Origin of the sequence: Nocardia halotolerans, from assembly GCF_042650145.1 — a bacterium.
Classification (GTDB): Bacteria; Actinomycetota; Actinomycetes; order Mycobacteriales; family Mycobacteriaceae; genus Nocardia; species Nocardia halotolerans.
Window position 1 is genome coordinate 173,019 of sequence record NZ_JBHSDL010000006.1, and the last position, 23,849, is coordinate 196,867.

Annotated in this window: 23 protein-coding genes; 12 read left to right on the top strand and 11 right to left on the bottom strand. The window is 69.3% G+C overall.

The annotated features are described in order from the left end of the window. Window positions 1–3: 3 nt before the first annotated feature. The 4 genes from ACFO5K_RS06320 to ACFO5K_RS06335 form a co-directional block, all read right to left on the bottom strand. Window positions 4–963 carry a hypothetical protein gene (locus tag ACFO5K_RS06320; RefSeq protein ID WP_378557159.1) on the bottom strand — a complete coding sequence of 320 codons (960 nt, stop codon included), beginning with the start codon at window positions 961–963 and terminating at the stop codon, window positions 4–6. Window positions 964–977: 14 nt separating this feature from the next. Further along, window positions 978–1,391 (bottom strand): hypothetical protein, encoded by a 414-nt coding sequence (locus ACFO5K_RS06325; protein ID WP_378557163.1) that lies wholly within the window; start codon window positions 1,389–1,391, stop codon window positions 978–980. Between the two features lie 292 nt (window positions 1,392–1,683). After that, window positions 1,684–2,103: an acyl-CoA thioesterase gene (locus tag ACFO5K_RS06330; RefSeq protein WP_378557166.1), complete on the bottom strand. Its 420-nt coding sequence runs from the start codon at window positions 2,101–2,103 to the stop codon at window positions 1,684–1,686. Window positions 2,104–2,191: 88 nt separating this feature from the next. Next, window positions 2,192–2,605, bottom strand: a complete 414-nt coding sequence (locus tag ACFO5K_RS06335; RefSeq protein ID WP_378557702.1) for a cupin domain-containing protein — start codon at window positions 2,603–2,605, stop codon at window positions 2,192–2,194. Window positions 2,606–2,751: 146 nt separating this feature from the next. On the opposite strand from ACFO5K_RS06335, the gene ACFO5K_RS06340 reads away from it, so the two are divergent. After that, a complete protein-coding gene (locus ACFO5K_RS06340; protein WP_378557169.1) occupies window positions 2,752–3,276 on the top strand; it encodes a MarR family winged helix-turn-helix transcriptional regulator in 525 nt (174 codons plus the stop codon). 43 nt (window positions 3,277–3,319) lie between these two features. Here the strand turns inward: ACFO5K_RS06340 and ACFO5K_RS06345 are convergent, their stop codons facing one another. Both ACFO5K_RS06345 and ACFO5K_RS06350 read right to left on the bottom strand, forming a co-directional pair. Further along, a complete protein-coding gene (locus ACFO5K_RS06345; RefSeq protein WP_378557172.1) occupies window positions 3,320–3,889 on the bottom strand; it encodes a TetR/AcrR family transcriptional regulator in 570 nt (189 codons plus the stop codon). Between the two features lie 134 nt (window positions 3,890–4,023). Beyond that, window positions 4,024–6,816, bottom strand: a complete 2,793-nt coding sequence (locus ACFO5K_RS06350; protein WP_378557175.1) for an aconitate hydratase — start codon at window positions 6,814–6,816, stop codon at window positions 4,024–4,026. 307 nt (window positions 6,817–7,123) lie between these two features. Here ACFO5K_RS06350 and ACFO5K_RS06355 point away from each other — a divergent pair, with 307 nt between their 5' ends. Together ACFO5K_RS06355 and ACFO5K_RS06360 are read left to right on the top strand one after the other, a co-directional pair. Then, window positions 7,124–7,678, top strand: coding sequence for an Rv1476 family membrane protein (locus tag ACFO5K_RS06355; protein WP_378557178.1), 555 nt, complete (start codon window positions 7,124–7,126; stop codon window positions 7,676–7,678). Between the two features lie 314 nt (window positions 7,679–7,992). Beyond that, complete coding sequence (locus ACFO5K_RS06360; RefSeq protein ID WP_378557181.1) at window positions 7,993–9,369, top strand: NlpC/P60 family protein; 1,377 nt, start codon at window positions 7,993–7,995, stop codon at window positions 9,367–9,369. Between the two features lies 1 nt (window position 9,370). Here the strand turns inward: ACFO5K_RS06360 and ACFO5K_RS06365 are convergent, their stop codons facing one another. After that, window positions 9,371–10,897 (bottom strand): carboxylesterase/lipase family protein, encoded by a 1,527-nt coding sequence (locus tag ACFO5K_RS06365; protein ID WP_378557184.1) that lies wholly within the window; start codon window positions 10,895–10,897, stop codon window positions 9,371–9,373. Between the two features lie 292 nt (window positions 10,898–11,189). Between ACFO5K_RS06365 and ACFO5K_RS06370 the strand changes: the two genes are divergently transcribed. From ACFO5K_RS06370 to ACFO5K_RS06400, 7 genes are all read left to right on the top strand, one after another. Next, on the top strand, window positions 11,190–12,353 hold the full coding sequence (locus ACFO5K_RS06370; RefSeq protein WP_378557187.1) for an AAA family ATPase: 1,164 nt from the start codon (window positions 11,190–11,192) through the stop codon (window positions 12,351–12,353). Between the two features lie 29 nt (window positions 12,354–12,382). Further along, window positions 12,383–13,333, top strand: a complete 951-nt coding sequence (locus ACFO5K_RS06375; RefSeq protein WP_378557705.1) for a DUF58 domain-containing protein — start codon at window positions 12,383–12,385, stop codon at window positions 13,331–13,333. Further along, on the top strand, window positions 13,330–14,334 hold the full coding sequence (locus tag ACFO5K_RS06380; RefSeq protein ID WP_378557190.1) for a VWA domain-containing protein: 1,005 nt from the start codon (window positions 13,330–13,332) through the stop codon (window positions 14,332–14,334). Before ACFO5K_RS06375 ends, ACFO5K_RS06380 begins: the two co-directional genes overlap by 4 nt. A gap of 83 nt (window positions 14,335–14,417) precedes the next feature. After that, complete coding sequence (gene fabG1 / locus ACFO5K_RS06385; protein WP_378557193.1) at window positions 14,418–15,137, top strand: 3-oxoacyl-ACP reductase FabG1; 720 nt, start codon at window positions 14,418–14,420, stop codon at window positions 15,135–15,137. A 75-nt stretch (window positions 15,138–15,212) separates the two neighbouring features. Next, complete coding sequence (inhA, locus tag ACFO5K_RS06390; RefSeq protein ID WP_378557196.1) at window positions 15,213–16,049, top strand: NADH-dependent enoyl-ACP reductase InhA; 837 nt, start codon at window positions 15,213–15,215, stop codon at window positions 16,047–16,049. Then, window positions 16,049–17,113 (top strand): ferrochelatase, encoded by a 1,065-nt coding sequence (locus ACFO5K_RS06395; RefSeq protein WP_378557199.1) that lies wholly within the window; start codon window positions 16,049–16,051, stop codon window positions 17,111–17,113. The genes inhA and ACFO5K_RS06395 overlap by 1 nt, the downstream gene beginning before the upstream one ends. Before the next feature lie 73 nt (window positions 17,114–17,186). After that, window positions 17,187–17,573 carry a hypothetical protein gene (locus tag ACFO5K_RS06400; RefSeq protein WP_378557202.1) on the top strand — a complete coding sequence of 129 codons (387 nt, stop codon included), beginning with the start codon at window positions 17,187–17,189 and terminating at the stop codon, window positions 17,571–17,573. A gap of 28 nt (window positions 17,574–17,601) precedes the next feature. Here ACFO5K_RS06400 and ACFO5K_RS06405 read toward each other — a convergent pair whose 3' ends face one another. Together ACFO5K_RS06405 and ACFO5K_RS06410 are read right to left on the bottom strand one after the other, a co-directional pair. After that, window positions 17,602–18,414, bottom strand: coding sequence for a hypothetical protein (locus ACFO5K_RS06405; RefSeq protein ID WP_378557205.1), 813 nt, complete (start codon window positions 18,412–18,414; stop codon window positions 17,602–17,604). Window positions 18,415–18,505: 91 nt separating this feature from the next. Next, window positions 18,506–19,333, bottom strand: a complete 828-nt coding sequence (locus tag ACFO5K_RS06410) for a DUF3097 domain-containing protein (protein ID WP_378557208.1) — start codon at window positions 19,331–19,333, stop codon at window positions 18,506–18,508. 128 nt (window positions 19,334–19,461) lie between these two features. On the opposite strand from ACFO5K_RS06410, the gene ACFO5K_RS06415 reads away from it, so the two are divergent. Both ACFO5K_RS06415 and ACFO5K_RS06420 read left to right on the top strand, forming a co-directional pair. Continuing rightward, the gene (locus ACFO5K_RS06415; protein ID WP_378557211.1) at window positions 19,462–19,896 is read left to right on the top strand and encodes an NfeD family protein; all 435 of its coding nucleotides are present in this window, start codon (window positions 19,462–19,464) and stop codon (window positions 19,894–19,896) included. Continuing rightward, entirely contained in the window at window positions 19,896–21,116 is a 1,221-nt protein-coding gene (locus ACFO5K_RS06420) for an SPFH domain-containing protein (protein ID WP_378557214.1), read from the top strand. The genes ACFO5K_RS06415 and ACFO5K_RS06420 overlap by 1 nt, the downstream gene beginning before the upstream one ends. Window positions 21,117–21,233: 117 nt before the next feature. Here the strand turns inward: ACFO5K_RS06420 and ACFO5K_RS06425 are convergent, their stop codons facing one another. Together ACFO5K_RS06425 and ACFO5K_RS06430 are read right to left on the bottom strand one after the other, a co-directional pair. Then, window positions 21,234–22,307: a tartrate dehydrogenase gene (locus ACFO5K_RS06425; RefSeq protein WP_378557217.1), complete on the bottom strand. Its 1,074-nt coding sequence runs from the start codon at window positions 22,305–22,307 to the stop codon at window positions 21,234–21,236. A 10-nt stretch (window positions 22,308–22,317) separates the two neighbouring features. Continuing rightward, window positions 22,318–23,814 carry an NAD-dependent succinate-semialdehyde dehydrogenase gene (locus ACFO5K_RS06430; RefSeq protein ID WP_378557220.1) on the bottom strand — a complete coding sequence of 499 codons (1,497 nt, stop codon included), beginning with the start codon at window positions 23,812–23,814 and terminating at the stop codon, window positions 22,318–22,320. Window positions 23,815–23,849 lie beyond the last annotated feature (35 nt).

The following is a 23,849-nucleotide window of genomic DNA, read 5'->3' on the forward strand; positions in this document are numbered from 1 at the left end:
GGCTCACCAGCCGGGAACAGCTCCGTCGCCGCGCACCAGCAGATTCGCCAGGCTGGTGAACAGCGGCAGCCCCGTTTTGATCTCCAGGTAGGCGAACTGGCCCTGCGGATTCACCTCGAGGAAGTAGTACTCGCCGTCGCGACCCAACCGCAGGTCCACCACGCCGAAACTCAGCCCCAGCGCGCCCATCAGTGTGGCCAGCGACTTGCTCACCGAGGCGGGCAGCCGATCGGGCGCGAACTCCACCGAGGTGTCGAGCCGGGAATCGACCCGGCCCACCCCGGCCTGGGAATCGACTCGCACCGCCCACTCCACGCCGTCGACCCACACCACCCGCAGATCACAGGTGGCGTCCACGTAATCCTGGAAGGTGGTGGGCGTCGAGCGGATCGAGTCGAGCCGGTGCAGCTCGGGCCCGGTGACGATCCTGGTCTCGGAGAACTCGCCGCGACCGGTGCCGGTGCGTTTGTACACCACTGGGCCCGAACGGGACTCGACGAAACTGCGCGCCTCGTCCGGGTCGTTGGTGATCAGTGTTTCCGGGACGGTGAAACCGGCCCGTTGCGCGGTCTCGAGCTGCACTATCTTGCGGCTCGCGGTGCGTTCGGCGGCCGGATCGTTGACCCAGTACGCCGGGATCGACCACAGCATCCCCTGGAGGAAACCGTCGCACTCGGCCTGGCGGAACGCGTCGTCGGCCGCGCGCACCCCGTGTGGCACCCGGCACGGGTGCGGCCTGCGCCACCACACCGCGCGCACGTCGTCGAGACCGTGTACGTGCGACAGCGCGCGGTTGGTGCCCGCCTTGTTCAGGCGGAAACTTCCCGTCTCGGTGGGGAAGTCGCGCAGGTCGAGCCGGATCGGGTCGAGCCGATGTTGCTCACGCAGGGTGACGGCCAGCGCGTCGGCGTGCAGGTCGTCGGTTTCGGAGACGATGAGCACTGCATCGGTCGCGCGTTCCATGGTGGTGAGCCGCTTCAGTCGAGGCTGTCGCAGTTGATGCCGTCGTGGAACGTGAACGTGGCACCGGTGGTGCCGCCCCGTTCGGCGATGCGCAGCTTGGCCGCCCAACGGCGGGTGGCCTGGGCCAGTTGCTCGTCACCGAGTGCCTCGGACGGGTCGGGTGCCAGGGTGATCGGCCGGTCGACGAGCTCCACTCGCAGCCGGCGGGTGAAGTCGGCGGTGGCGCCGGGCCGGATGTCGACCCGCACCTGCCGCGAGCCCGCGCGTTCCTCGGTGAGCCGCACGATGTCGCGGCGATCGAAGGTCCAGGTCCCGTCGTCGACGCGCACCGAGATATCGCGATCGGACTCGGCCACCAGCTGTCCGCGCAAGGCGGGTCCCCGGCCGGGGGACACCGCGGTAGCGGGGAGGTGGATGGCGTCGGTCATGGGCACTCACTCCGATCTTCTCGTCTGCTCGCGATTTGCCAGAACCCCAAAAGCTGCTTCGGATCATAGCGTGCGGGCCGGGTCCGCCGAGGCTGTTCGCGAGATTTGCGAGGCGCCGGGCAAACCGCCGAGCGGCGCGTGATCGCCTAGTGGGGGCAGAATTTCGGACAACTCGGATATGAATCGGTGCGCGGAGTTGGCAATTCATCAGCAAACGCCAACGACAGCGGCGCGGCAGGCGAGTCCGCCGGAGTTGCTCCGAGGATGCCTGCCGCGCCGCGGGCGGTCTGAATCAGAGGCCGAGTAGTTCGGGGTGTTCGGCGAGGGAGCGGAAGTGCTCGGCCGGATCGGCGACGAGTCTGCGCGTGGTCAGGTCCATCGCGCCGGCCACCACGGTGATCTCGGCGGCCTCGGTGCCGTCGAGCTTGATGATCCGGTGGTGGAAGCGGAACACCTTGGAGCCCTCGGGCCATTCGAAGGCGCAGGTCACGGTGACCTCGTCGCCGCCGCGCAGTTCCCGCTTGTACTTGATCGTCGACTCGAGGACCACCGCGCCGACACCGCTGGCGATGAACTTGTCCAGGTCGATACCGGCCGCGCGCAGGAGTTCCCACCGGGTGTGTTCGCCGTACTGGTGGTAGACGGCGTGATTGAGATGGCCCTGGGTGTCGAGCTCGTAGCCGCGGACGAGGATCGGTACGGAGAACGTCATACGGTGTACAACGACGCGCTCCGAGCTGGATGTTCCCGGATTTCGTGCAATCTGGGCCACACTGCGCGCGTGGCGGGTATGGGCCGGATCAGCCACGATGCGCGTTGCGCTCGGCCCACCACTCGGGCGCGTCGACGAAGTAGTTGTCGAATTCGCTTTGGGCGGCGACGAATTCGTCATGGGTGGCCGCACCGTGGACGAGGCGGTCGAGCAGGCGAAAATATTCGAAGCGCTGCACGCCGGGCATCAGGGCGATGAGGATACGCGCGCCGCTGCCGGGGGCGGCGCCGAAGGCGTGCGGCATGTGCCGCGGGACCACCAGGGACCCGCCGGCGCCGATGGTGCGGATGTGTTCGCCGGCCAGTACCTGCAGCTCACCGTCGGCGACGTAGAACAGTTCGTCGGAGCGGGTGTGATAGTGCGGGGCCGCGCCGTCGGCGCCGCGATCCATGGTGACTTCCAGGGTGCTGACGGAACCGTCGGTGGCGTCGGCATCGATCAGCAGCCGGATCCGCACCTGCTCGGTGCCCAGGGTCTCGGCGTCGTCGGGGCGGCACAGGGCGATCTCGCGGGGATTCGACACGGCCATTCCGTTCGTCGGTTGATAATTCGTTAACAAACTATATCGCGGCGAATAGAATGGTGTCCATGGATGAACCGATACCGGATCCGGTGGATGTGATCGCCGCGCAGTGGCGCCGGGAACGACCCGATCTCGAGCTGGCGGCGATGGCCGTGTTCGGCAGGCTGGGCCGGTTGTTGAATGTCGCGACGGCCCGGATCGAATCGGTGTTCACCGCACACGGTTTGCAGCGCGGCGAGTTCGATGTGCTCGCGGCGCTGCGCCGTTCGGGCGCGCCGTTCGAACTCAACCCGTCGGTGCTGGCCGACACACTGATGCTCTCGCGTGCGGGGATGACCGGCCGCCTCGACCGGCTCGAGGCTGCTGGGCTGGTGCGGCGCATCGCCGATCGCGTCGACCGGCGGGCGGTGCGGGTGGCACTCACCGAGCACGGGCGCGAGCTGGTCGACACGGTCGTGGTCGCGCACACCGAGAACGAGACGTCGATGCTGTCGGTGCTCGACCCCGCCGACCGGGATGCGCTGGATCGAATCTCACGAAAGTTGTTGTGGGAGTGGGAGAACCCGGCCGATCCCGATCCAGGGAACTGAGGATTCCGGAATTCCCGGCACACGCAATCGGGCCGGGCGGAACTCAGACCTCTCGGCGCCGAACAGAGGCCTCGACCAGATCCAGTACGGCAGAGAGATTGTCGTCGGTGTGGCCCGAGGCGATGCGGGCGATCAGGCCGTCGAGAACCAGGTCCAGGTAACCGAGCAGCACATCGGTGGGGACGTCGTCGCGCAGGGCGCCCGCGGCTTTGCGGCGCTCCAGGCGGGCCAGGGTGGCCGAGGTGAGTTCGGCCGAACGCTGGGTCCAGGCCGCGCGGAAGTCGGGGTCGGTGCGCACCCGGCGGGCGATCTCGAGGCGGGTGCCCAGCCAGTTGAACTCTTCGGGGCGGGCGAGCATATCGCGCATCACCTGCACGATGCCCTGGTTGGCCGCGACCTCGGCCATGCGCTCGGCATCGTCCTTAGCCAGGGCGAAGAACAGCGCGTCCTTGTCGCGGAAATGATGGAAGATCGCACCGCGCGACAGGCCGATCGCCTCTTCGAGACGGCGCACCGTGGCGCCCTCGTAACCGTATTCGGCGAAGCAGCGCCGTGCACCGTCGAGGATCTGGCTGCGGCGGGCGGCGAGGTGGTCGTCGCTGACCTTGGGCATGATTCCTCCAGCTGACGGATACGCGGACCCCCGCCCCGGTGGACCGAGACGGGGGTTGTCGCACTGTCGGCACCCGTGACACGGATGCCGGTGCGGCGCGACCTGGTGCCAGGTCGCGCCACCGGGTCGAGCAATCAGCCGCGGATCATGTTGCGCAGCACGTACTGCAGGATGCCGCCGTTGCGGTAGTAGTCGGCCTCACCGGGGGTGTCGATGCGGACGACCGCGTCGAAGACGGTCTTCTTGCCGTCTTCGGCGGTGGCGGTGACCTTGACGGTCTCGGGGGTGACACCCTCGTTGAGGGCGGTGATGCCCTCGATGTCGAAGGTCTCGGTGCCGGTCAGGCCCAGCGACTCGGCGGACTCACCGGCCGGGAACTGCAGCGGCACAACGCCCATGCCGATGAGGTTGGAGCGGTGGATGCGCTCGAACGACTCGGTGATGACGGCCTTCACACCCAGCAGGCTGGTGCCCTTGGCAGCCCAGTCACGCGAGGAGCCCGAACCGTATTCCTTGCCACCGAGCACGACCAGCGGGATGCCGGCGGCCTGGTAGTTCTGCGAGGCGTCGTAGATGAACGCCTGCGGGCCGTCGGGCTGGGTGAAGTCGCGGGTGTAGCCACCGGAGACGTCGTCGAGCAGCTGGTTGCGCAGCCGGATGTTGGCGAAGGTGCCACGGATCATCACCTCGTGGTTACCGCGCCGCGAGCCCAGCGAGTTGTAGTCCTTGCGGGCCACACCGTGCGAATCCAGGTACTGCGCCGCCGGGGTGCCCGGCTTGATCGGACCGGCCGGGGAGATGTGGTCGGTGGTGACCGAGTCGCCCAGCAGCGCCAGCACGCGCGCGCCCTTGATGTCGGCGACCGGGCTCGGGTCCATCGACATGCCGTCGAAGTAGGGAGGCTTGCGCACGTAGGTCGAGTTCTGGTCCCACTCGAAGGTGTCGCCCTCGGGGGTGGACAGGTTCTGCCAGCGGTCGTCGCCGGCGAAGATGGTGGCGTAGGAGTTGCGGAACATGTCCTGGTTGATCGAGGACTTGATGGTGTCGTCGATCTCCTGCGCCGAAGGCCAGATGTCGGTCAGGAAGACATCGTTGCCGTCGGTGTCCTGGCCGAGCGGATCGGTCTCGAAGTCGAAGTCCATGGTGCCCGCGAGCGCGTAGGCGATGACCAGCGGCGGGGAGGCCAGGTAGTTCATCTTCACGTCGGGGGAGATGCGGCCCTCGAAGTTGCGGTTACCCGAGAGCACCGCGGTGACCGACAGGTCGTTGTCGTTGATCGCGGCCGAGACCTCCTCGGGCAGCGGACCGGTGTTGCCGATGCAGGTGGTGCAGCCGTAGCCACCCACGTAGAAGCCGAGCTTCTCGAGGTAGGGCCACAGACCGGCCTTCTCGTAGTAGTCGGACACGACCTGCGAACCCGGCGCCATGTTGGTCTTCACCCACGGCTTGGTCGACAGGCCCTTCTCGACCGCGTTGCGGGCGAGCAGCGCGGCACCGAGCATGACCGACGGGTTGGAGGTGTTGGTGCAGGAGGTGATGCCCGCGACGACGACGGCGCCGTGGTCGAGGATGAAGTCACCGTGCTCGGCGGAGCGCACCGCGACCGGCTTGGACGGACGCCCCGTCGCGCCGTTGGCGGCTGAGTGCGCGGGCGAGGAGTCGCCGGCGTGGTCGGCGGACACCGCGACGGGGTCCGAGGCCGGGAAGGTCTCGTCGACGCCCTCGTCGAGCGCGGTGTAGTCGCCGACGTAATCGACGATGTCGGAGCGGAACGCCGACTTCGACTCGCTGAGCAGGATGCGGTCCTGCGGGCGCTTGGGGCCGGCGATGGAGGGCACCACGGTGCTCAGGTCCAGCTCCAGGTACTCCGAGTACGCCGGCTCCTTGTCGGCGTCGTGCCACATGCCCTGTTCCTTGGCGTAGGCCTCGACGAGCGCGAGCTGCTCGTCGGTGCGGCCGGTCAGGCGCAGGTACTTGATGGTCTCCTCGTCGATCGGGAAGATCGCCGCGGTGGAACCGAATTCGGGGCTCATGTTGCCCAGGGTGGCGCGGTTGGCCAGCGGGACCTCGGAGACGCCCTTGCCGTAGAACTCGACGAACTTGCCGACCACACCGTGCTTGCGCAGCATGTCGGTGACGGTGAGCACCACGTCGGTGGCGGTGACGCCCGGCTTGATCTCACCGCTGAGCTTGAAACCGACCACACGCGGGATCAGCATCGAGACGGGCTGGCCCAGCATCGCGGCCTCGGCCTCGATGCCACCCACGCCCCAGCCGAGCACACCCAGGCCGTTGACCATGGTGGTGTGCGAGTCGGTGCCGACGCAGGTGTCGGGGTAGGCCTGGCCGTTGCGGACCATGACGGTGGGCGCCAGGTACTCGATGTTGACCTGGTGCACGATGCCCATGCCCGGGGGGACGACCTTGAAGTCGTCGAAGGCGCCCTGGCCCCAGCGCAGGAACTGGTAACGCTCGCTGTTGCGCTCGTACTCCAGGTCGACGTTGCGCTCGAGGGCGTCGGCGCGACCGAAGACGTCGAGGATCACCGAGTGGTCGATGACCATGTCGGCGGGGGAGAGCGGGTTGACCTTGCTCGGGTCGCCACCGAGGGCGGTGACGGCCTCACGCATGGTGGCCAGGTCGACGATGCAGGGCACGCCGGTGAAGTCCTGCATGATCACGCGCGCCGGGGTGAACTGGATCTCGACGCTCGGCTGTGCCGAGGGATCCCAGTTCGCGAGCGCGTTGATGTGGTCGGCGGTGATGTTGGCGCCGTCTTCGGTGCGCAGCAGGTTCTCCGCCAGCACCTTCAGGGCGTAGGGCAGCTTCTCGGTGCCGGGCACAGCCGAGAGACGGAAGATCTCGTAGGAGTTGCTTCCGACCTCGAGCGTGCCCTTGGCGCCGAAGGTATCGATACTCTTCGTCACGTCAGCTCCACTCATTGGTGAGGGTGTGCCGCCGGCGGGGCTGTGCCGGCGACTCGCGTCTTCGGAGGGGGATCCGGCGCCGTGAGATGCCGGTTTCCTCGCCGTACGACCCTAACAGTACGCTTGTCCTATGAAATAAGCGGGGCCGCTCGGCGCGATTCGCGCGTGCCGTGCCGACCAGTTCGCGCACGGCGTCGCGTACTGTGCCTGTCGAGCGAGTCGGGGACAGACGCAGTGACGCTCACCTTGGCAGTGTTGGACGCCCGTCGCAACGCAGGCGAACGTGGCTCGACAGACCGGATGGAAGATGACCGTCTTGCACACTTTTGCGCCGATGGCCGCCGAACTGCCGCCGAACACCGAGCTGAGCAGTGTGCGCGCCGATCTGGCCGACAATCATGTCGCCGCCCCTACGGACAAGGATCAGCAGGAACTGGCCACGATCGTCGCGCAGGCGCGCGCCGAGGGCATCCCGCTCAGTGTCGTCGTGGTTCCGGGCAATCCCGGTCACGATTCGAGCCTGCGGGACCTGGCCACCGAACTCGGGCAGAGCACCGAGGGCACGGTCGCGGTGTTCAGCGACGACTGGATCGGTACCTACAGCGACAGCATCAGCCGGGTGCGGCTCGAATGGGCCGAGGATGTGGCCAAGTATCGCGGCAATCATCCCGAGGAGGCCGTGACGGCTTTCGTCGACCGGCTCGAACAGCCCGAGGGGACGTCCTGGGGTGTGGTCACCGGAGTGCTGTTGGCGCTGACGGCCCTGGCGGTGGCCGGGCTCTACTTCGTCAAGTCCCGCCGCGATTCCGAAGAGTCCGCCGCCCCGGCTTCGGTGCGCGGCGATGCGGGCTCGGCCCAGTAGCCGGTTTCTACCGAACCGTTCAATCCGAACCATCGGTCTGTTTTCCGCACCGAAAAACTATCGCCCCACAGGCTAATTCCAGGCAATCGTCGAAATGCCTCCGTGAACCGCTGTGGCAGATGTTTCCTTTGTGATTCATGTGTCGTACGGTTGCGGTGATCGCGATCGGGAAAGCAGTGGTACAGGGGGCATCGGTCGACTCTTGTGGTCGCTGGCTCGGCTGATGTGCCAGTGGCCTATGTCGAGTCGAGTCACTCGGAGGTGCCGTGCGCGGTGCGAGCAAGCAGGGCAGAGCAGGCCGGTTACGGTTAACGATGGGATTGCTGGCAGTGCTGGCGATCGTCGCGAGCGCGAGTCCCGTCGCGGCCGTGCCACCGCCACCACCCAATCCCTCCGACGGTGAGATCGCCGACGCGGGCGCGCACGTCGAGGCGCAGGTCGGCGAGATCGGGGTGCTCATCAACCGCGTCGCCGCCGCCGATCAGCAGTTGCGCACCCTCGACGACGCGCTCGCCCGCAAACGCGAGGCGGTCAACCGGGCCCTGGTCGACCTGCAGACCGCCCGCTCCGCCGCCGACGCGGCCGCCGCCGCGGTCGCCGACAGCCAGGCCAGGCTCGCCGAGGCGGGCGTCGAGGTGGACGCGGCGCGCACCGACTTCGATCAGGTGGCCACCCAGGCCTACGTGCGCCCGGTGTCCAGCTCGGTCGTCACCTACTTCGCCTCGGGCACTCCCGATGCGGCGATGGACCGCGCCCAGGTGCTGAGCCTGGTGTCGAAGAACCAGCGCCGGGTACTCGACGACCTGCGCCGCGCCCAGATCACCCAGGCCAACCAGCACTCGGCCGCCCGCCGGGCCAAGACCGACGCCGACGCGGCCGCCGACATCGCCCGAGAGCAGAAGAACGCCGCCGAGACGGCGGTACAGGTGGCCGAGACCGAATTCGACACCCAGGCCGCGGCCCGCGCCACCCTGCAACGCGATCGAGCCGCCGCCCAGAGCGCGCTCGACGTGGCGCGCTCGACGGTCGCGGGTCTACAGAGTCAGCGCGAGATCTTCCTGAACTGGGACGACCAGCGCAAGGCGGAGGTGACCGCCCTGCTCGCCGCCGCCAATGCCGCCGCTGCCCGTGCCGCCGCCGACCAGGCCGCTCGCGACCGTGCCGCCCAGCTCGGGGAGGGCAAACGCCCGCACACCCAGCTCGAATCGTCACCGGCCTCGCCGCGCCGCACCCAACCGAAGTCCACGACACCGCAGGTCACCGGCTCGGCCGCGATCGAGACGGTGATCGACCGGGCGATGTCGCAACTCGGGGTCACCTACGCCTGGGGCGGCGGCGACGAACAGGGCCCCACCCTCGGCATCCGCGACGGCGGCACCGGCGACGCGCACGGCGACTACAACAAGGTCGGCTTCGACTGCTCGGGCCTGATGGTCTACGCCTTCGCCGGTATCGGAGTCTCGCTACCGCACTACAGCGGCTACCAGTACAACGCGGGCACCCGCGTCGACGTCGCGGACCGCGAACGCGGCGACATGCTGTTCTGGGGGCCCGGCGGCAGCGCGCACGTGGCGCTCTACCTCGGCGACGGCATGATGATCGAAGCCCCCGAATCCGGTGACGTGGTGAAGATTTCGCCGGTCCGCCACGGCGGCATCATGCCGTACGCGGTGCGCATCGTCACCGAATGAGCTAGTCGTGGCCGTGCTGGGCGCCGTGGGCGGCCAGCTCCCAGTCGAGTTGGTAACCGTCGGGCGTGAAAGACGGTGTGGCGTCGTAGATCATCGCGCCGCGGCCCAGCGTGGTGGTGGCGGGCCAGGCACAGCGGCCGTCGGTGACGAAGGCGACCCAGTCGTAGTGCATGGTGTCGGCCAGCGACTGCGGTGGATGCTCGCCCAGCCGGGCGGAGACGCCCGGCGCGCCGAGCAGGTCCCACACATAGGGGATCTCGTGGCAGTGCGCGGCGGCGCCGACCACCGGTGAGCGGTGCCGGAAGTCGTACATCCAGGTGCGTTCGCCCTCGCCCGCCGCGCCACGCGCGGCCACCACCTGCACCGCGGGGCGCCGGAAGCGCGCTTCGGCGACGAGCTGACCGGTGACCCGGTTGGGTCCCAGTGCGGCCGCATCGTCGAGGAAGCGTTGCGCCGTTTCGGGATACACGCCGTGCCCGCGCAGCGCCCGCGCGGCGGTCCGCGGTGCGGCGTCGTTGTCGGCGGTGGTGACGAACTCGTGCGCGGTGGTGCCGATGAGCAGTGCGATGCCGCGATGGAAGCCCGCCGCGACCGCGTCCTCGAAACCGAGCAGCGTCTCGCCGTCGACCACCGGGGTCAGTGCCATGCCGAGCAGATCGGCGTACGGATCGACGATCCGGTCGACGAACTCCTCGATGGAGGTCGGCACCGCGGCCGCGGCGACCTGCTCGGTGAGCGCCGGAAGCTGCTCGAGCACGGTGGTTTCGTCCACCGCGCGCCAGGCGGGCAGGTCGGTGCCTTCCACGCCGAGGAGAGCACCGAGGGCGCGGGTGTGTTCACGGGCTCGCTCCGGGGTCATCCGGCTCAGCACACCCGACTGGACAACGGCCTGGTGGAACAGCCCGCGCGCCGCGGGCGCCGACAGCAGCGCAAGCACACTGCCGCCGCCCGCGGATTGCCCGGCCAGTGTCACCCGGTCCGGGTCGCCGCCGAAAGCGGCGATGTTGTCGCGCACCCAGGCCAGCGCGGCGATCTGATCGAGCAGGCCACGGTTGAGCGGCGCACCGTCGACGAAACCGAACCCGTCGAAGCCCAGCCGATACGACATCGTCACGGTGACCACGCCGTCACCGGCGAAACGGCGCCCGTCGTACCAGGGGCTCGTCGGCGATCCGGCGGTGTAGCCGCCGCCGTGGATCCACACCAGCACCGGTAGTCCCGCCGCCGGGTCGATCGGTGCCGGGGCGAAGACGTTGACATTGAGGATCGAGTCGCCGGGGACCGGGGTCTCGGGCACCATCGGCTGTTGTTCCTGGGAGAACCGCAGCGGGGTCGGGCCGGGAGCCGACGCGTCGCGCACCCCCTCCCACGAGGCGGGCGCCGCCGGTGCCAGATAGCGCAGCCGCCCGATCGGCGGCGCGGCGAACGGGATGCCGAAGAACGCCGCGGTGTCGCCACGGCCGATGCCGCGCACCGCACCGTCACGCACCGTCACCACAGGGCGGGCAGTATTACCGGAATCCGACATCGAGCCATCGCTTTCGCCGAGGAGATCGAGCGCACCAACCGAGACCGCCGAAAGACGCGGGCGCGCTGGGCCGCTCGCGTGCGGTGTCCCCACGGTACCCGCCGCACGCCGCATCCAGCGGTATCGGCGCTGGTACAGCGCGGTTCGGTGGGGTCGTGGCAACCGCGGATCCGGGGCCGGGCCACCATCGGCGAAGCGACGAATTCCGGTCTACTCCCAGCCTGTTGCGGCACGTTCGGGGTTTACCTGGAATAGTTGGGGCGGCACGCACAGGACCAGAGCGAAAGCGGGGATGTTGGTGACTTCGACAGAAGGTGTGAGCGGGCCGAAGCTGGCGAAAAACGCCGGTACGGCCACGCCGAGCACCCTGGAGCGTGACGTCCAGACTCTCGAGAAGGCGATCTACGAGGTCAAGCGGGTCATCGTCGGTCAGGATCGGCTCGTCGAGCGTTTGCTCGTCGGCGTTCTGGCTCGCGGACACGTGCTGCTCGAGGGTGTGCCGGGCGTCGCGAAGACTCTTGCGGTGGAAACCTTCGCCAAGGTCGTCGGCGGCTCGTTCTCCCGGGTGCAGTTCACCCCGGACCTCGTGCCCACCGACCTCATCGGTACCCGCATCTACCGGCAGGGCCGCGAAGAATTCGACACCGAGCTCGGCCCGGTCGTCGCGAACTTCGTGCTCGCCGACGAGATCAACCGCGCACCGGCCAAGGTGCAGTCGGCGCTGCTCGAGGTGATGGCCGAGCGCAAGCTGTCGATCGGCGGCAAGACCTACCCGATGCCCGATCCGTTCCTGGTCATGGCGACCCAGAACCCGATCGAGAGCGAGGGCGTGTACCCGCTGCCGGAGGCTCAGCGTGACCGCTTCCTGTTCAAGGTCGTCGTCGACTACCCCTCGGTCGAGGAGGAGCGCGAGATCATCTACCGGATGGGTGTGAGCGCGCCCGAGCCGAACCAGATCCTCGACCCCGAAGACATCATCCGCCTGCAGAAGGTGGCCGCCAACGTCTTCGTGCACCACGCGCTCGTCGACTACGTGGTCCGGGTGATCGCCGCGACCCGCACGCCCGCCGAGTTCGGCATGAACGATGTGGCCAGCTGGATCTCCTACGGCGCCTCGCCGCGCGCGAGCCTGGGCATCATCGCCGCCGCTCGCTCGGTGGCGCTGATCCGCGGGCGTGACTACGTGGTGCCCCAGGACGTCGTCGAGGTGATCCCGGACGTGCTGCGCCACCGGCTGGTGCTGTCCTACGACGCGCTCGCCGACGAGGTGTCGCCCGAGGAGGTCATCAAGCGGGTGCTGCAGACCGTGGGTCTGCCCCAGGTCGCTCCGCAGGCCGTCGGCGGTCAGCAGTCCGCGCAGCAGCCGATGCCCCAGCCGCCCGCTCAACCCGCCCCCGCGCCACAGCCGGTGAACGGGCAGCAGTCTCAGCCCGCCGGCCACGCCGCGCCCCAGTGAGTGCCCCCGAACCTGTTGTCCGCGTGTCCATGTCACCCCAGACGCCACCGTCGTTCCGGGCCGGGGAACTCACCGGCCCGAAGCTGGCCGCCGCGCTGAAGACCCTCGAGCTCACGGTGCGGCGCCGCCTCGACGGCGTGCTGCACGGTGACCACCAGGGACTCATCCCGGGGCCCGGTTCGGAACCGGGGGAGGCGCGGCTGTACCAGCCGGGTGACGACGTGCGGCAGATGGACTGGTCGGTCACCGCTCGCACCACCCAGCCGCACGTGCGGCAGATGATCGCCGACCGGGAGCTCGAGACCTGGCTGGTGGTCGACCTGTCGTCGAGCCTGGACTTCGGGACCGGTCGCGTGCAGAAGCGCGACCTGGCGATCGCGGCGGCCGCCGCGATCACTCATCTCACCTCCGGTGGCGGCAACCGCATCGGCGCCGTCGTCGCCACCGGTCAGGACCTGGTGCGCATCCCCGCGCGCAGCGGGCGGATGCACGCGCAGACGATGTTGCGCGGCATCGCCACCACCCCGCACGCCCGCGACGGCGTACGCGGTGACCTGAGGGCCGGCATCGAATCGTTGCGCCGTCCCCAGCGCAAGCGGGGACTGGCGGTGGTGATCAGCGACTTCCTCGGCGACGTGGACTGGCAGCGTTCGCTGCGCGCCCTCTCGGCGCGCCACGATCTGCTCGCGGTGGAGGTGCTCGACCCGCTCGACGTCGCCCTGCCCGACGGCGGCGACGTGGTGCTGCACGACCCCGAATCCGGTCGCACCCGCGAGTTCAGCGTCACCCCCACGCTGCGCGCCGATTTCGCGGCCGCGGCCCAGGCCCAGCGCGCGCAGGTGCAGCAGGCGCTGCGCAGTTGCGGCGCGCCGGTGATGACCCTGCAGACCGACCGGGACTGGATCGCCGATGTGGTCCGGTTCGTGTCCACCCGGCGCCACACCCTCGGCGCCCCGAGCGGGCGGGTGCCTCGTCAGTGAGTATTTCGCATTTCACGGCTGCTGTGTGGCTCGGGTTCCTCGCGGTCGTCGCGCTGCTGGTGCTGGGCTATGTGCTGGTGCAGCGCGCCAAGCACCGCCGCATGCTGCAGTTCGGCAACATGTCGGTGCTCGAGCGGATCGCCCCGTCGCGTCCCAGCCCGGTCCGGCACGCGCCGATCGCGCTGATCCTGGTGGGCCTGATCCTGCTCACCATCGCCGCCGCCGGCCCGACCGCCGTGCAGAAGGTCCCGCGCAACCGCGCCACCGTGGTGCTGGTGATGGACGTGTCGCTGTCGATGGAAGCCACCGACGTGCCGCCGAATCGGCTCCAGGTCGCTCAGGAAGCGGGCAAGGATTTCGTCGCGGGGCTGACCCCGGGCATCAATCTCGGTTTCGTCACCTTCGCCGGCACCGCGTCGGTGATGGTCTCGCCGACCACCAATCGCGAGGCCGTCAAGCACTCGATCGACAACATCAAGCTGGCCGAGCGCACGGCCACCGGTGAGGGCATTCTCACCGCCCTGCAGTCGATCGAGACCCTGGGCGCGGTCCTCGGTGGCGCCGAGACGCCGCCGCCCGCGCGCGTGGTGCTGATGTCGGACGGCAAGCAGACCGTGCCCGACGACAAGGACATCGACAACCCACGGCACGGTTTCACCGCCGCGCGCCTGGCCAAGAACAAGGGCATCCCGGTCTCGACGATCTCCTTCGGCACCGAATGGGGCACCGTCGAGATCCCCGACTCCGACGGCCGGGGCGCGCAGCGGGTGAAGGTGCCCGTCGACAACGACTCGCTGCGCGAGATCGCCGAGCTGTCCGGTGGTGACTTCTACACCGCGTCCTCGCTGGAAGAGCTCACCGCCGTCTACGACACCCTCGAGGAACAGATCGGCTACGAGACCACCCGTGGCGACGCGAGCCGGCCCTGGCTGCTGTTCGGCATGCTGTTCGTCACCGCCGGTGTCGTGGTCAGTTTGGTCTATCGTCAACGCCTGCCCTAGCCCCGCCGCCCCGCGTTGTGAGCTCTCGCAACGGTGCGACCCTGACGCGGGGCCCACGAACCCGAACAGATAGGTTGGTCCCTATGTCGAACGTCACATCCCGGTCGGTCCTGGTCACCGGCGGTAACCGCGGTATCGGTCTCGCGGTCGCCCAGCGCCTGCAAGCCGACGGCCACAAGGTCGCTGTCACCCATCGCGGATCGGGGGTGCCCGAGGGCCTGTTCGGCGTGAAGTGCGATGTCACCGACAGCGAGTCGGTGGATCGGGCGTTCAGCGAGGTCGAGGAGCACCAGGGGCCGGTCGAGGTCATCGTGGCCAACGCGGGCATCGTGGACAACACGCTGTTCATGCGGATGAACGAGGAGTCCTTCACCAAGGTCATCGACGCGAACCTGACCGGGGCGTGGCGCGTGGCCCAGCGCGCGAACCGCAACATGCTCAAGGGTCGTTGGGGCCGGGTCATCTTCCTGGGCTCGGTCGTCGGTCAGATCGGCGCGCCCGGCCAGGTGAACTACGCGGCGGCCAAGGCGGGCCTCGTCGGTATGGCGCGCGCGATCACCCGTGAGGTCGGCAAGCGCAACATCACCGCCAATGTGGTGGCGCCGGGTCTGATCGACACCGACATGACCCGCGAGGACATGACCCCGGAGATGCGCAAGGCCGCGCTCGAGTTCATCCCCGCCGGCCGGATCGGCCAGCCCGACGATGTCGCCGCCGCGATCAGCTTCCTCGCCTCCGAGGACGCCTCCTACATCTCCGGCGCGATCCTCCCGGTCGACGGCGGCATGGGCATGGGCCACTGACCCGCTGACCCGATCGCCTCGCGCCACCCACACGGTGGCCGCAACCACACTCATTTTCAGGAGAACCGAAAACTCATGGGCGGACTGCTCGAAGGCAAGACCATCTTGGTCACCGGCATCATCACCGACTCGTCGATCGCGTTCCACGCGGCGGCCATCGCCCAGGAGCAGGGCGCCCGGGTGATCATCACCGGTATTCCGGAGCGGCTGCGGCTCATCGACCGCATCGCCAAGCGCCTGCCGCAGGAGGTGCCCCCGGCGATCGGTCTCGACGTGACCAACGAGGACGATCTGGCCGCGCTCACCGACAAGCTGCGTGAGCTCGCCCCCGAGGGCATCGACGGCGCGCTGCACTCCATCGCGTTCGCGCCGCGCTCGATCATGGGCCCCGGTTCGCTGCCGTTCCTCGAGGGACCCGGCCCGGATGTGGCCAAGTCCTTCGAGATCTCGGCGTGGAGCTACGCCTCGCTGGCCCGCGCGGTGCTGCCGGTGATGAACGAGGGCGGCTCGCTGGTCGGCATGGACTTCGATCCGCGCGTGGCCATGCCGTACTACAACTGGATGGGCGTGTCCAAGGCCGCGCTGGAATCGGTGAACCGCTACGTGGCGCGTGAGGTCGGTGCCGCCAAGAAGGTGCGCTCCAACCTGATCGCCGCCGGCCCGATCAAGACCCTCGCGGCCAAGGCCATCGCGGGCACCGCGACCGACGATGCCAAGCAGCTCGTCCAGCTCGACCAGTACTGGGACGGCGCGTCGCCGATCGGCTGGGACGGCAACGACCCACGCGCGGTCGGCAAGTCGATCGTGGCGCTGCTCTCGGATTGGCTGCCCGCCACCACCGGCTCGATCATCTACGTCGACGGCGGCGCCAGCCACAACATGTGGTTCCCGGAGAACATGTCGCTGAGCTGATGCCCGACGCCCTGCTGCTGCTGTCCTTCGGCGGCCCCGAAGGCCCCGATGACGTGATCCCGTTCCTGGAGAACGTCACTCGGGGCCGCGGGGTGCCCCCGGAACGGCTCGCCGAGGTGGCGCAGCACTACCTGCACTTCGGTGGTGTCTCGCCGATCAACGCGCTGAATCGGCAGATCATCACCGCACTCGCGGCCGATCTCGCCGACGCCGGACTCGACCTGCCGGTCTACTTCGGCAATCGCAACTGGCACCCGATGGTCGAGGACACGCTCGCCCGGATGACCGCCGACGGCGTGCGCTCGGCGCTGGTCTTCCCGACCTCGGCCTGGGGTGGGTACTCCGGGTGCCGCCAGTACGACGAGGACATCATCCGCGCTCGCGCCGCCGTCGGCGCCGGTGCGCCCGAGCTGGTGAAGCTGCGCCAGTACTTCGACCACCCCCTGTTGATCGAGTCGTTCGCCCACGCCGTCTCCGCCGCGGTGGGGCAGTTGCCCGCCGGGCGTCGCGCCGGTGCGCGACTGGTGTTCACCGCCCATTCCATCCCGGCGGCCGCCGACGATGCGGCCGGACCGCCCGCCGACGGCGGTCGCCTGTACAGCAGGCAGGTCGCCGAAGCCGCCCGGTTGTGCGCCGCCGCAGCCGGTTTCGCCGACTACGACGTGGTCTGGCAGTCGCGTTCGGGACCGCCGCAGGTGCCGTGGCTCGAACCCGACATCGTCGACCACCTGGATGCGTTGCACGGCAGGGGAATCGACGCCGTGGTGGTGTGCCCGGTCGGTTTCGTCTCCGATCATCTCGAGGTGATCTGGGACCTCGACACCGAGGCCGCCGAGCGCGCGGCCGAATTGGGCATGGCCTTCGCCCGGGCCGCCACCCCCGGTACGGACGTGCGGTTCTCCCGGATGATCGTCGAGTTGGTCGAGGAACGGGTCCGGGCCGGCGCGGTGCGTGAGCTGGGCGAAGTCCCCGGCTACGGGTGCACCGTGAACGGCGCGCTGTGCGCGCCCGGCTGCTGCGCGCTGCCGCCGCGTCCGTCGCGGCCGCCGAACACAACCGGATAACCATTCGCTGCCACCCCGGCGCGCGGGGGTAGGCTCTGCGGTGTTGTGTGATCGACAGATCGGAGGACATCCGATGCGTTCGACAAGACGCCGCCAGGCGGCCGTGCTCCTGCTCGTGCCGGCTGTGCTCGCTCTCGCCGGTTGCGGGAATTCCGGTTACGAGACCGAGGATCCACCGGCGACCGTCACCACCGTCTCCCAGCCGACTGTGCGCGAACTGTGCGGCATGCTCGACTCCCAGAAGGGCACCTGGCGCGCGCTGGGTCCGGAAGTCGCCAACGTGGCCTTCCTCGGCGCCGTCCGGTTGTGGACGGTCCGTGACACCGCCGCCAACGCCGCCATCGCCCACGACAGCCGGATCGTCGACACCGTCACCGGCCGCAGCTGCCCCGAGGTCCGCTCCGACACCCTCGCGGTCCTCGACGTCGTGGACCTCGAGACCGCGCTGATCGGATTCTGAACCCGGCCTTGCCTTTTCGCGCCTGTCCTCAGCGGGACGGACGGGCGGCCGCGTGCACCGCGACCAGCCGGGCCTGGCGAATCGTGTTCCACAGCGGCCGCAGCAGCGACTCGTGCGCGCCGGTGGCCGTCGCGGAGGTGGGCGCGGACGCGGGCTCGTGCTCGGCGACGGTGAGAATCGCCGCCACATGGTCGGCGGTGTCGAGAATGCGCTTGGCGCGCAACGGGATCGAATCGGGATAGGCGTGACGGGAGTACGCCGCCAGTTGGTCTTCGATCTGTTCGCGTGGGTCGGCTTCGGTGGCGCCGATCGAGGTGGTGTGCAGCTGCATGAGGGCGTCGGCGGCGTCGCGGACCGCTTCACGCATGGTGTACTCGGCCGCGCCCAGCGACAGGTCCGGCCCGGCGACGTCCGGAATGTCGACGCTGTACACGGTCCACTGCAGGGTGTGCTCGTCTTCCCACTGCGGGATCAGGCCCGTGCCCGCCGCACCGGGTGAGCCGAGCAGGATGCCTTCCTCGGCGTCGATCGCTTCGGCGGCGAACGCGGTGCCCACCGGCAGCCCGCGCACGTCGCCGGGCGCGGGCAGCACCAGCCGCAGCTGGGCGCCGGGGGCGGCCATGGCCTCGCGGATCACCTTGAGCAGCGGCATGACGCCCGAGCCCGCGTCACCGCGTGCGGTCCACGGCAGATCGGTGCGTCCCCCGGTGACCGGGTCACCGGCGGCGATGGTGTGGCTCGGCGCCCAGGCGTGCAGCGCCTCCAGTACGTCGTCGGGCGCGCTGGTACCGGCCAGCCAGGAGCCGGCCCATACCGTCAGCGTGGCACTGGGAGAGCACATAATCATCGAGCATAAAGGTTCGCCCGGCTCCGCGTGTGGGCACCGGCGAGCTCGTTGCCGGGCGGTAGAGGCCCGTCTGACCTGCGGTGGACTACTCGGTCTCGGTGACGAAGTCGATGAGCCGTTCGACGGCGCCGATGAGCGGGGCCTCGAGATCGCGGAACGAATCGACCGCCTCGTAGACCCGGCGCCACCCCTGCTGCGGCGTGCCCCAGCCCAGGCGGGCACAGATCCCGGTCTTCCAGTCCTCCCCGCGCGGCACCACCGGCCAGGCGTCGATCCCGAGCGCAGCAGGCCGTACCGCCTGCCACACGTCGATGTAGGGGTGCCCGGTGACCAGCACGTGCGGGCCGAGTCCGGCGGTCAGGTGGGTTTCCTTGGAACCGGTCACCAAGTGGTCGACGAGCACGCCCACGCGCGCGCCGGGTCCGGGCCCGAACTCGGTGAGCCGGGCGCCGAGATTGTCCAGGCCCTCGAGGTGCTCGACCACCACGCCCTCCACGCGTAGGTCGTGTCCCCACACCCGTTCCACCAGCGCGGCGTCGTGTACACCTTCCACCCAGATGCGGCTGGTGCGCGCCACCCGCGCGCGCAGGCCCTCGACCTTGGTCGAGCCCGACGCCGAGCGCGTCGGCTGCTGCGGCGCCGTGGCTTTGGGCCGCACGAGGGTGACCGGTCTGCCGTCGATGAGGAACGCCGCCTCGCGCAGGGCGAACAGCCGGACCTTGCCGCGCCCGTCCTCGAGCTTGACGAACTCCCCGTCGTAGCTGCGGTCGAAACCGACTACGGCGCCGCAGAATCCGCTCGCCGCGTCCTCGACCACCAGGTCGCGTTCGGCATTCACTGTCGGTACCGGCGTCTTGCGGGTCCGGTTGTGGCCGGAGTAGATGTCGCCGCCGTACATGTCACGCGCACTCACCCGCCCGAGCTTAGAGGCGGTGACGGCGTGCGCGTGGTAGCGGCTCGCGAGAACCGTTGGTCCGCAGGATCGCCTGCCGTGGGCGGCGAGCCGGCCCGCACCGGCCCGATGAGGGTTAGGCTGGTGGGGTGGCCGCAATAGTTTGGCTGATCGCGGGCATCGTCCTCGCGGCGGCGGAAATGCTCACCGGCGACCTCACGCTGCTCATGCTGGGTGCGGCCGCCCTCGGTACCGCCGGTGTGAGTGCCGCGACCGACCTGCCGGTGTGGGGTGACGCGCTGGTCTTCGCCGCCGTCTCGGGCGTGCTGTTCCTCGGGGTGCGACCGGCATTGCGCCGCAGGTTCGGCACCCCGCCTCCGAATCCGACGAATGCCGATGCGCTACCGGGTAAGACGGCGCTGGTCCTGGAAGAGGTAGCCGAGTACTCCGGCCGGGTCAAACTCGACGGCGAAGTGTGGACGGCGCGCCCGCTGGACCCGAACGAAAGCTATGAGCCCGGTGTGTCTGTCTATGTGATGAAGATCGATGGCGCCACCGCCGTCGTCTGGAAGGGTCCCTTGTAATGGTTGCCTTGATCGTGGCCGCCGTCCTCGTCCTGTTGGTCGTGGTGGTGGTCTTCAAATCGATCGCCCTCGTCCCGCAGGCCGAGGCGGCGGTGATCGAACGGCTCGGACGTTATTCGCGCACCGTGTCCGGCCAGCTGACATTCCTCGTCCCGTTCGCCGACCGCATCCGCGCGAAGGTCGACCTGCGTGAGCGCGTCGTGTCCTTCCCGCCGCAGCCGGTGATCACCCAGGACAACCTCACCCTGCAGATCGACTCGGTGGTGTATTTCCAGGTCACGAGTCCGCAGGCGGCGGTCTACGAGATCAGCAACTACATCGCCGCGGTCGAACAGCTCACCGTCACCACCCTGCGCAACGTCGTCGGTGGCATGACCCTGGAAGAGACGCTGACCTCGCGCGACCAGATCAACAACCAGCTGCGCGGTGTGCTCGACGAGGCCACCGGCCGCTGGGGTCTGCGCGTGGCCCGGGTGGAGCTCAAGTCCATCGATCCGCCGGCATCGATCCAGGAATCGATGGAGAAGCAGATGAAGGCCGACCGCGAGAAGCGGGCGATGATCCTCACCGCCGAAGGCAACCGCGAGTCGCAGATCAAGACCGCCGAGGGCGCCAAGCAGGCGCAGATCCTGGGGGCCGAGGGCGGTAAGCAGTCGGCGATCCTGTCGGCCGAAGGTGAGCGGCAGAGCCGCATCCTGCGCGCCCAGGGTGAGCGTGCCGCGTCCTACCTGCAGGCCCAGGGCGAGGCGAAGGCGATCGAGAAGGTGTTCGCGGCGATCAAGAACGGCAAGCCGACCCCGGAACTACTCGCCTACCAGTACATGCAGACGCTGCCGATGGTGGCCAAGGGCGACGCCAACAAGATGTGGCTGGTGCCCAGCGATTTCGGCAAGGCGCTGGAAGGCTTCGCCCAGAACTTCGCCACCAAGGGCGAGGACGGTGTCTTCCGGTACGAGCCGAGCACCGAGGAGGCGCCGCCGGTGAAGATCGAGGACGACTCCGATGTCGCCGACTGGTTCGAGACGGCCTCGGACCCGAAGATCGAGCAGGCGGTGCGCGCGGCCGAAGCCACGGCCCGCACCCCGGTGGAGGGTTTCGAGCCGACGCTGCCGAAGCCCACGTCGAAGAGCCGGGACCTGCCCGAGCCACCGCCGGTCGGCCCCGCCCAGCCGGAAAATCCGTACGGCCGCCCCTGGCAGCCGCCGCAGCAGCCCAGCTGAGCGGTTGACAGCCGGCCCAGCTCGACGAGCTGAGCCCCGGTCACACCTGGTGGCCGCCCCGCCCGACCTTCAACATCGCTTGCGCGATGGAGCTGGTCGGGCGGGGCGGTTTCCGTCTCAGGCTTCGGTCAGGGTGTCGACGAGCTGGGCCGCCCGGTCGGCGATCGCGGTGCCCAGGTCGGTGGTGGTGGCCGTGCCACCCAGATCGGGCGTGCGAACTGTGCCAGCGGCCAGTACGTCGCACACGGCCCGGTCCACGGCCGCGGCCGCGGCGGGCTCACCGAGATGGTCGAGCAGCATCGCGCCGGCGAGGATCTGAGCGACCGGATCGGCGATGCCTTGGCCGGCGATGTCGGGTGCACTGCCGTGCACGGCCTCGAACATCGAGGGCGCCTCCCGTGCCGGATTGATATTGCCCGAGGGTGCGAGCCCGAGTCCGCCGGTGACAGCCGCGGCCAGGTCGGACAGGATGTCGCCGAACAGGTTCGAGCCGACGATCACGTCGAGCCGATCGGGGTGCAGCACGATCTCGGCGGCCAGCGCGTCGACGTGCATCTGCCGGGTCTGCACGCCTGGGTAGTCGGCCGCGACACGGTCGAACACGCTGTCCCAGTACGGCATCGAGTGGATGAGGCCGTTCGATTTGGTGGCCGAGCAGAGCCGCCCGGAGCGCTCCGACGCCCGCTCGAAGGCATAGCGGATGATCCGCTCACAACCGGTGCGGGTGAACACCGATTCCTGCAGCACGAATTCGTCGGGCTTGCCGGGGTTGTGCGTCCCGCCGATCTCGGAGTATTCGCCCTCGGAGTTCTCCCGCACGATCAGCAGATCCAGGTCGTCGGCGGTGCGGTCGCGCAGCGCCGATTCGGTGCCGGGCAGCAACCGCACCGGCCGCAGGTTCACGTACTGACCGAAGGCGCGGCGCAGCGGAATCAGCAGGCCCCACAGTGAAATATGGTCGGGGACACCGGGAAAGCCGACGGCCCCGAGCAGGATGGCGTCGAACCCGGCCAGCTGTTGCGGACCGTCGGCGGGCATCATCTGGCCGGTGCGCAGATAGTTCTCACAGGAGTAGTCGAACTCGGTCCAGGTGATGCCCGGTAGCACGCGGTCGAGCACCTTCACCGCCTCGGCGGTCACGTCGACGCCGATGCCGTCGCCCGGAATGGTCGCGATCCGGTATGCGCTCACACTAGACTCCCTAGACCTTGACGCCGATGTATTTGGTTTCCAGGAATTCGTCGATCCCGGTGAATCCGCCTTCGCGGCCGAGCCCGGATTCCTTCACCCCGCCGAACGGTGCGGCCGGGTTGGAGACGACGCCCTGATTGAGGCCGACCATCCCCGTTTCGAGAGCTTCGCACACCCGCAGACCCCGGCGCAGGTTCTCGGTGAACACGTAGGCGACCAGCCCGTAGGGGGTGTCGTTGGCGCGGGCCACGGCCTCGTCCTCGGTGTCGAAGGTGGCGATCGCGGCGACCGGTCCGAAGATCTCGGTGTGACACAGTTCGGCCTCGTCGTCGACGCCGGTGAGCACGGTCGCGGGGTAGAACGTGCCGGGCCCTGCGATCGCCTCGCCGCCGAGCAGCACCCGCGCACCGCGGCGGCGCGCATCGGCGACCAGGCGCTCGACCTTGGCGACCGCGTCGGCGTCGATGAGCGGCCCGACCACCACGTCCGGTTCGGTGCCCCGGCCCATCGGCAGCGCCGCCATCCGCGCGGCCAGCCGCTCGGCGAAGGTCTCGGCGACACCGCGCTGCACCAGGATCCGGTTGGCGGCCGTGCAGGCCTGGCCGATATTGCGCATCTTGGCCGCCAGCGCGCCCTCGACCGCCTCGTCGAGGTCGGCGTCGTCGAAGACCAGCAGCGGCGCGTTGCCGCCGAGTTCCATCGACGTGCGCATCACCGTGCGGGCGCACTGCTCGAGCAGCAGCTTCCCGACGGCGGTCGAACCGGTGAACGACAGTTTCCGGGAGCGGGAATCGGCGATCAGCGGCGTCATCAGGGCGCCGGGATCGGCGGTGGTCACGACATTGACCACCCCGTCGGGCACGCCGGACTCGGCCAGCACCGCCGCCAGCGCCAGCATCGACAGCGGTGTCTGCTCAGCGGGTTTCACCACACACGTGCACCCGGCGGCCAGGGCGGGGGCGATCTTGCGTGCACCCATCGCCATCGGGAAGTTCCACGGCGTGATCAGCAGGCTGGGCCCGACCGGCTGTTCGGTCACCAGGAACCGGGAGCCGCCGGCCGGGGCGGGCAGGTAGCCGCCGTCGAGGCGCACCGCTTCCTCGGCGAACCAGCGGAAGAACTCCGCGGCATAGGCGATCTCGCCACGGGCCTCGGCGAGGGGCTTGCCCATTTCGAGGGTCATGATCAGGGCGAGGCGCTCGGTGTCGGCGAGCAGGGCGCGGTGGGCGCGCATGAGGATGTCGCTGCGGGTGCGCGGCGGGGTGCGAGCCCAGTCCGCCTGGGCCGCGGCGGCGGCGGTGAGGCCGTCGAGGCCGTCGGCCGGGGACGCGTCGGCCACCGCGCACAGGGTCTGCCCGGTCGCCGGATCCAGGACGGGCAGGGTGGTGGGGGTGTCGCGCCACCGGCCGCCGAGGAACAAGCCCTTCGGGACACTGTCGATCGCGGCGCGTTCGGCCGGCGTGAGCTGTTGTTCGAACAGTCGTGCGCTGCCCCCGGACTCGTCCATGCGGTGCCTGCCTCCCGACGCGGTGGATCAACCAT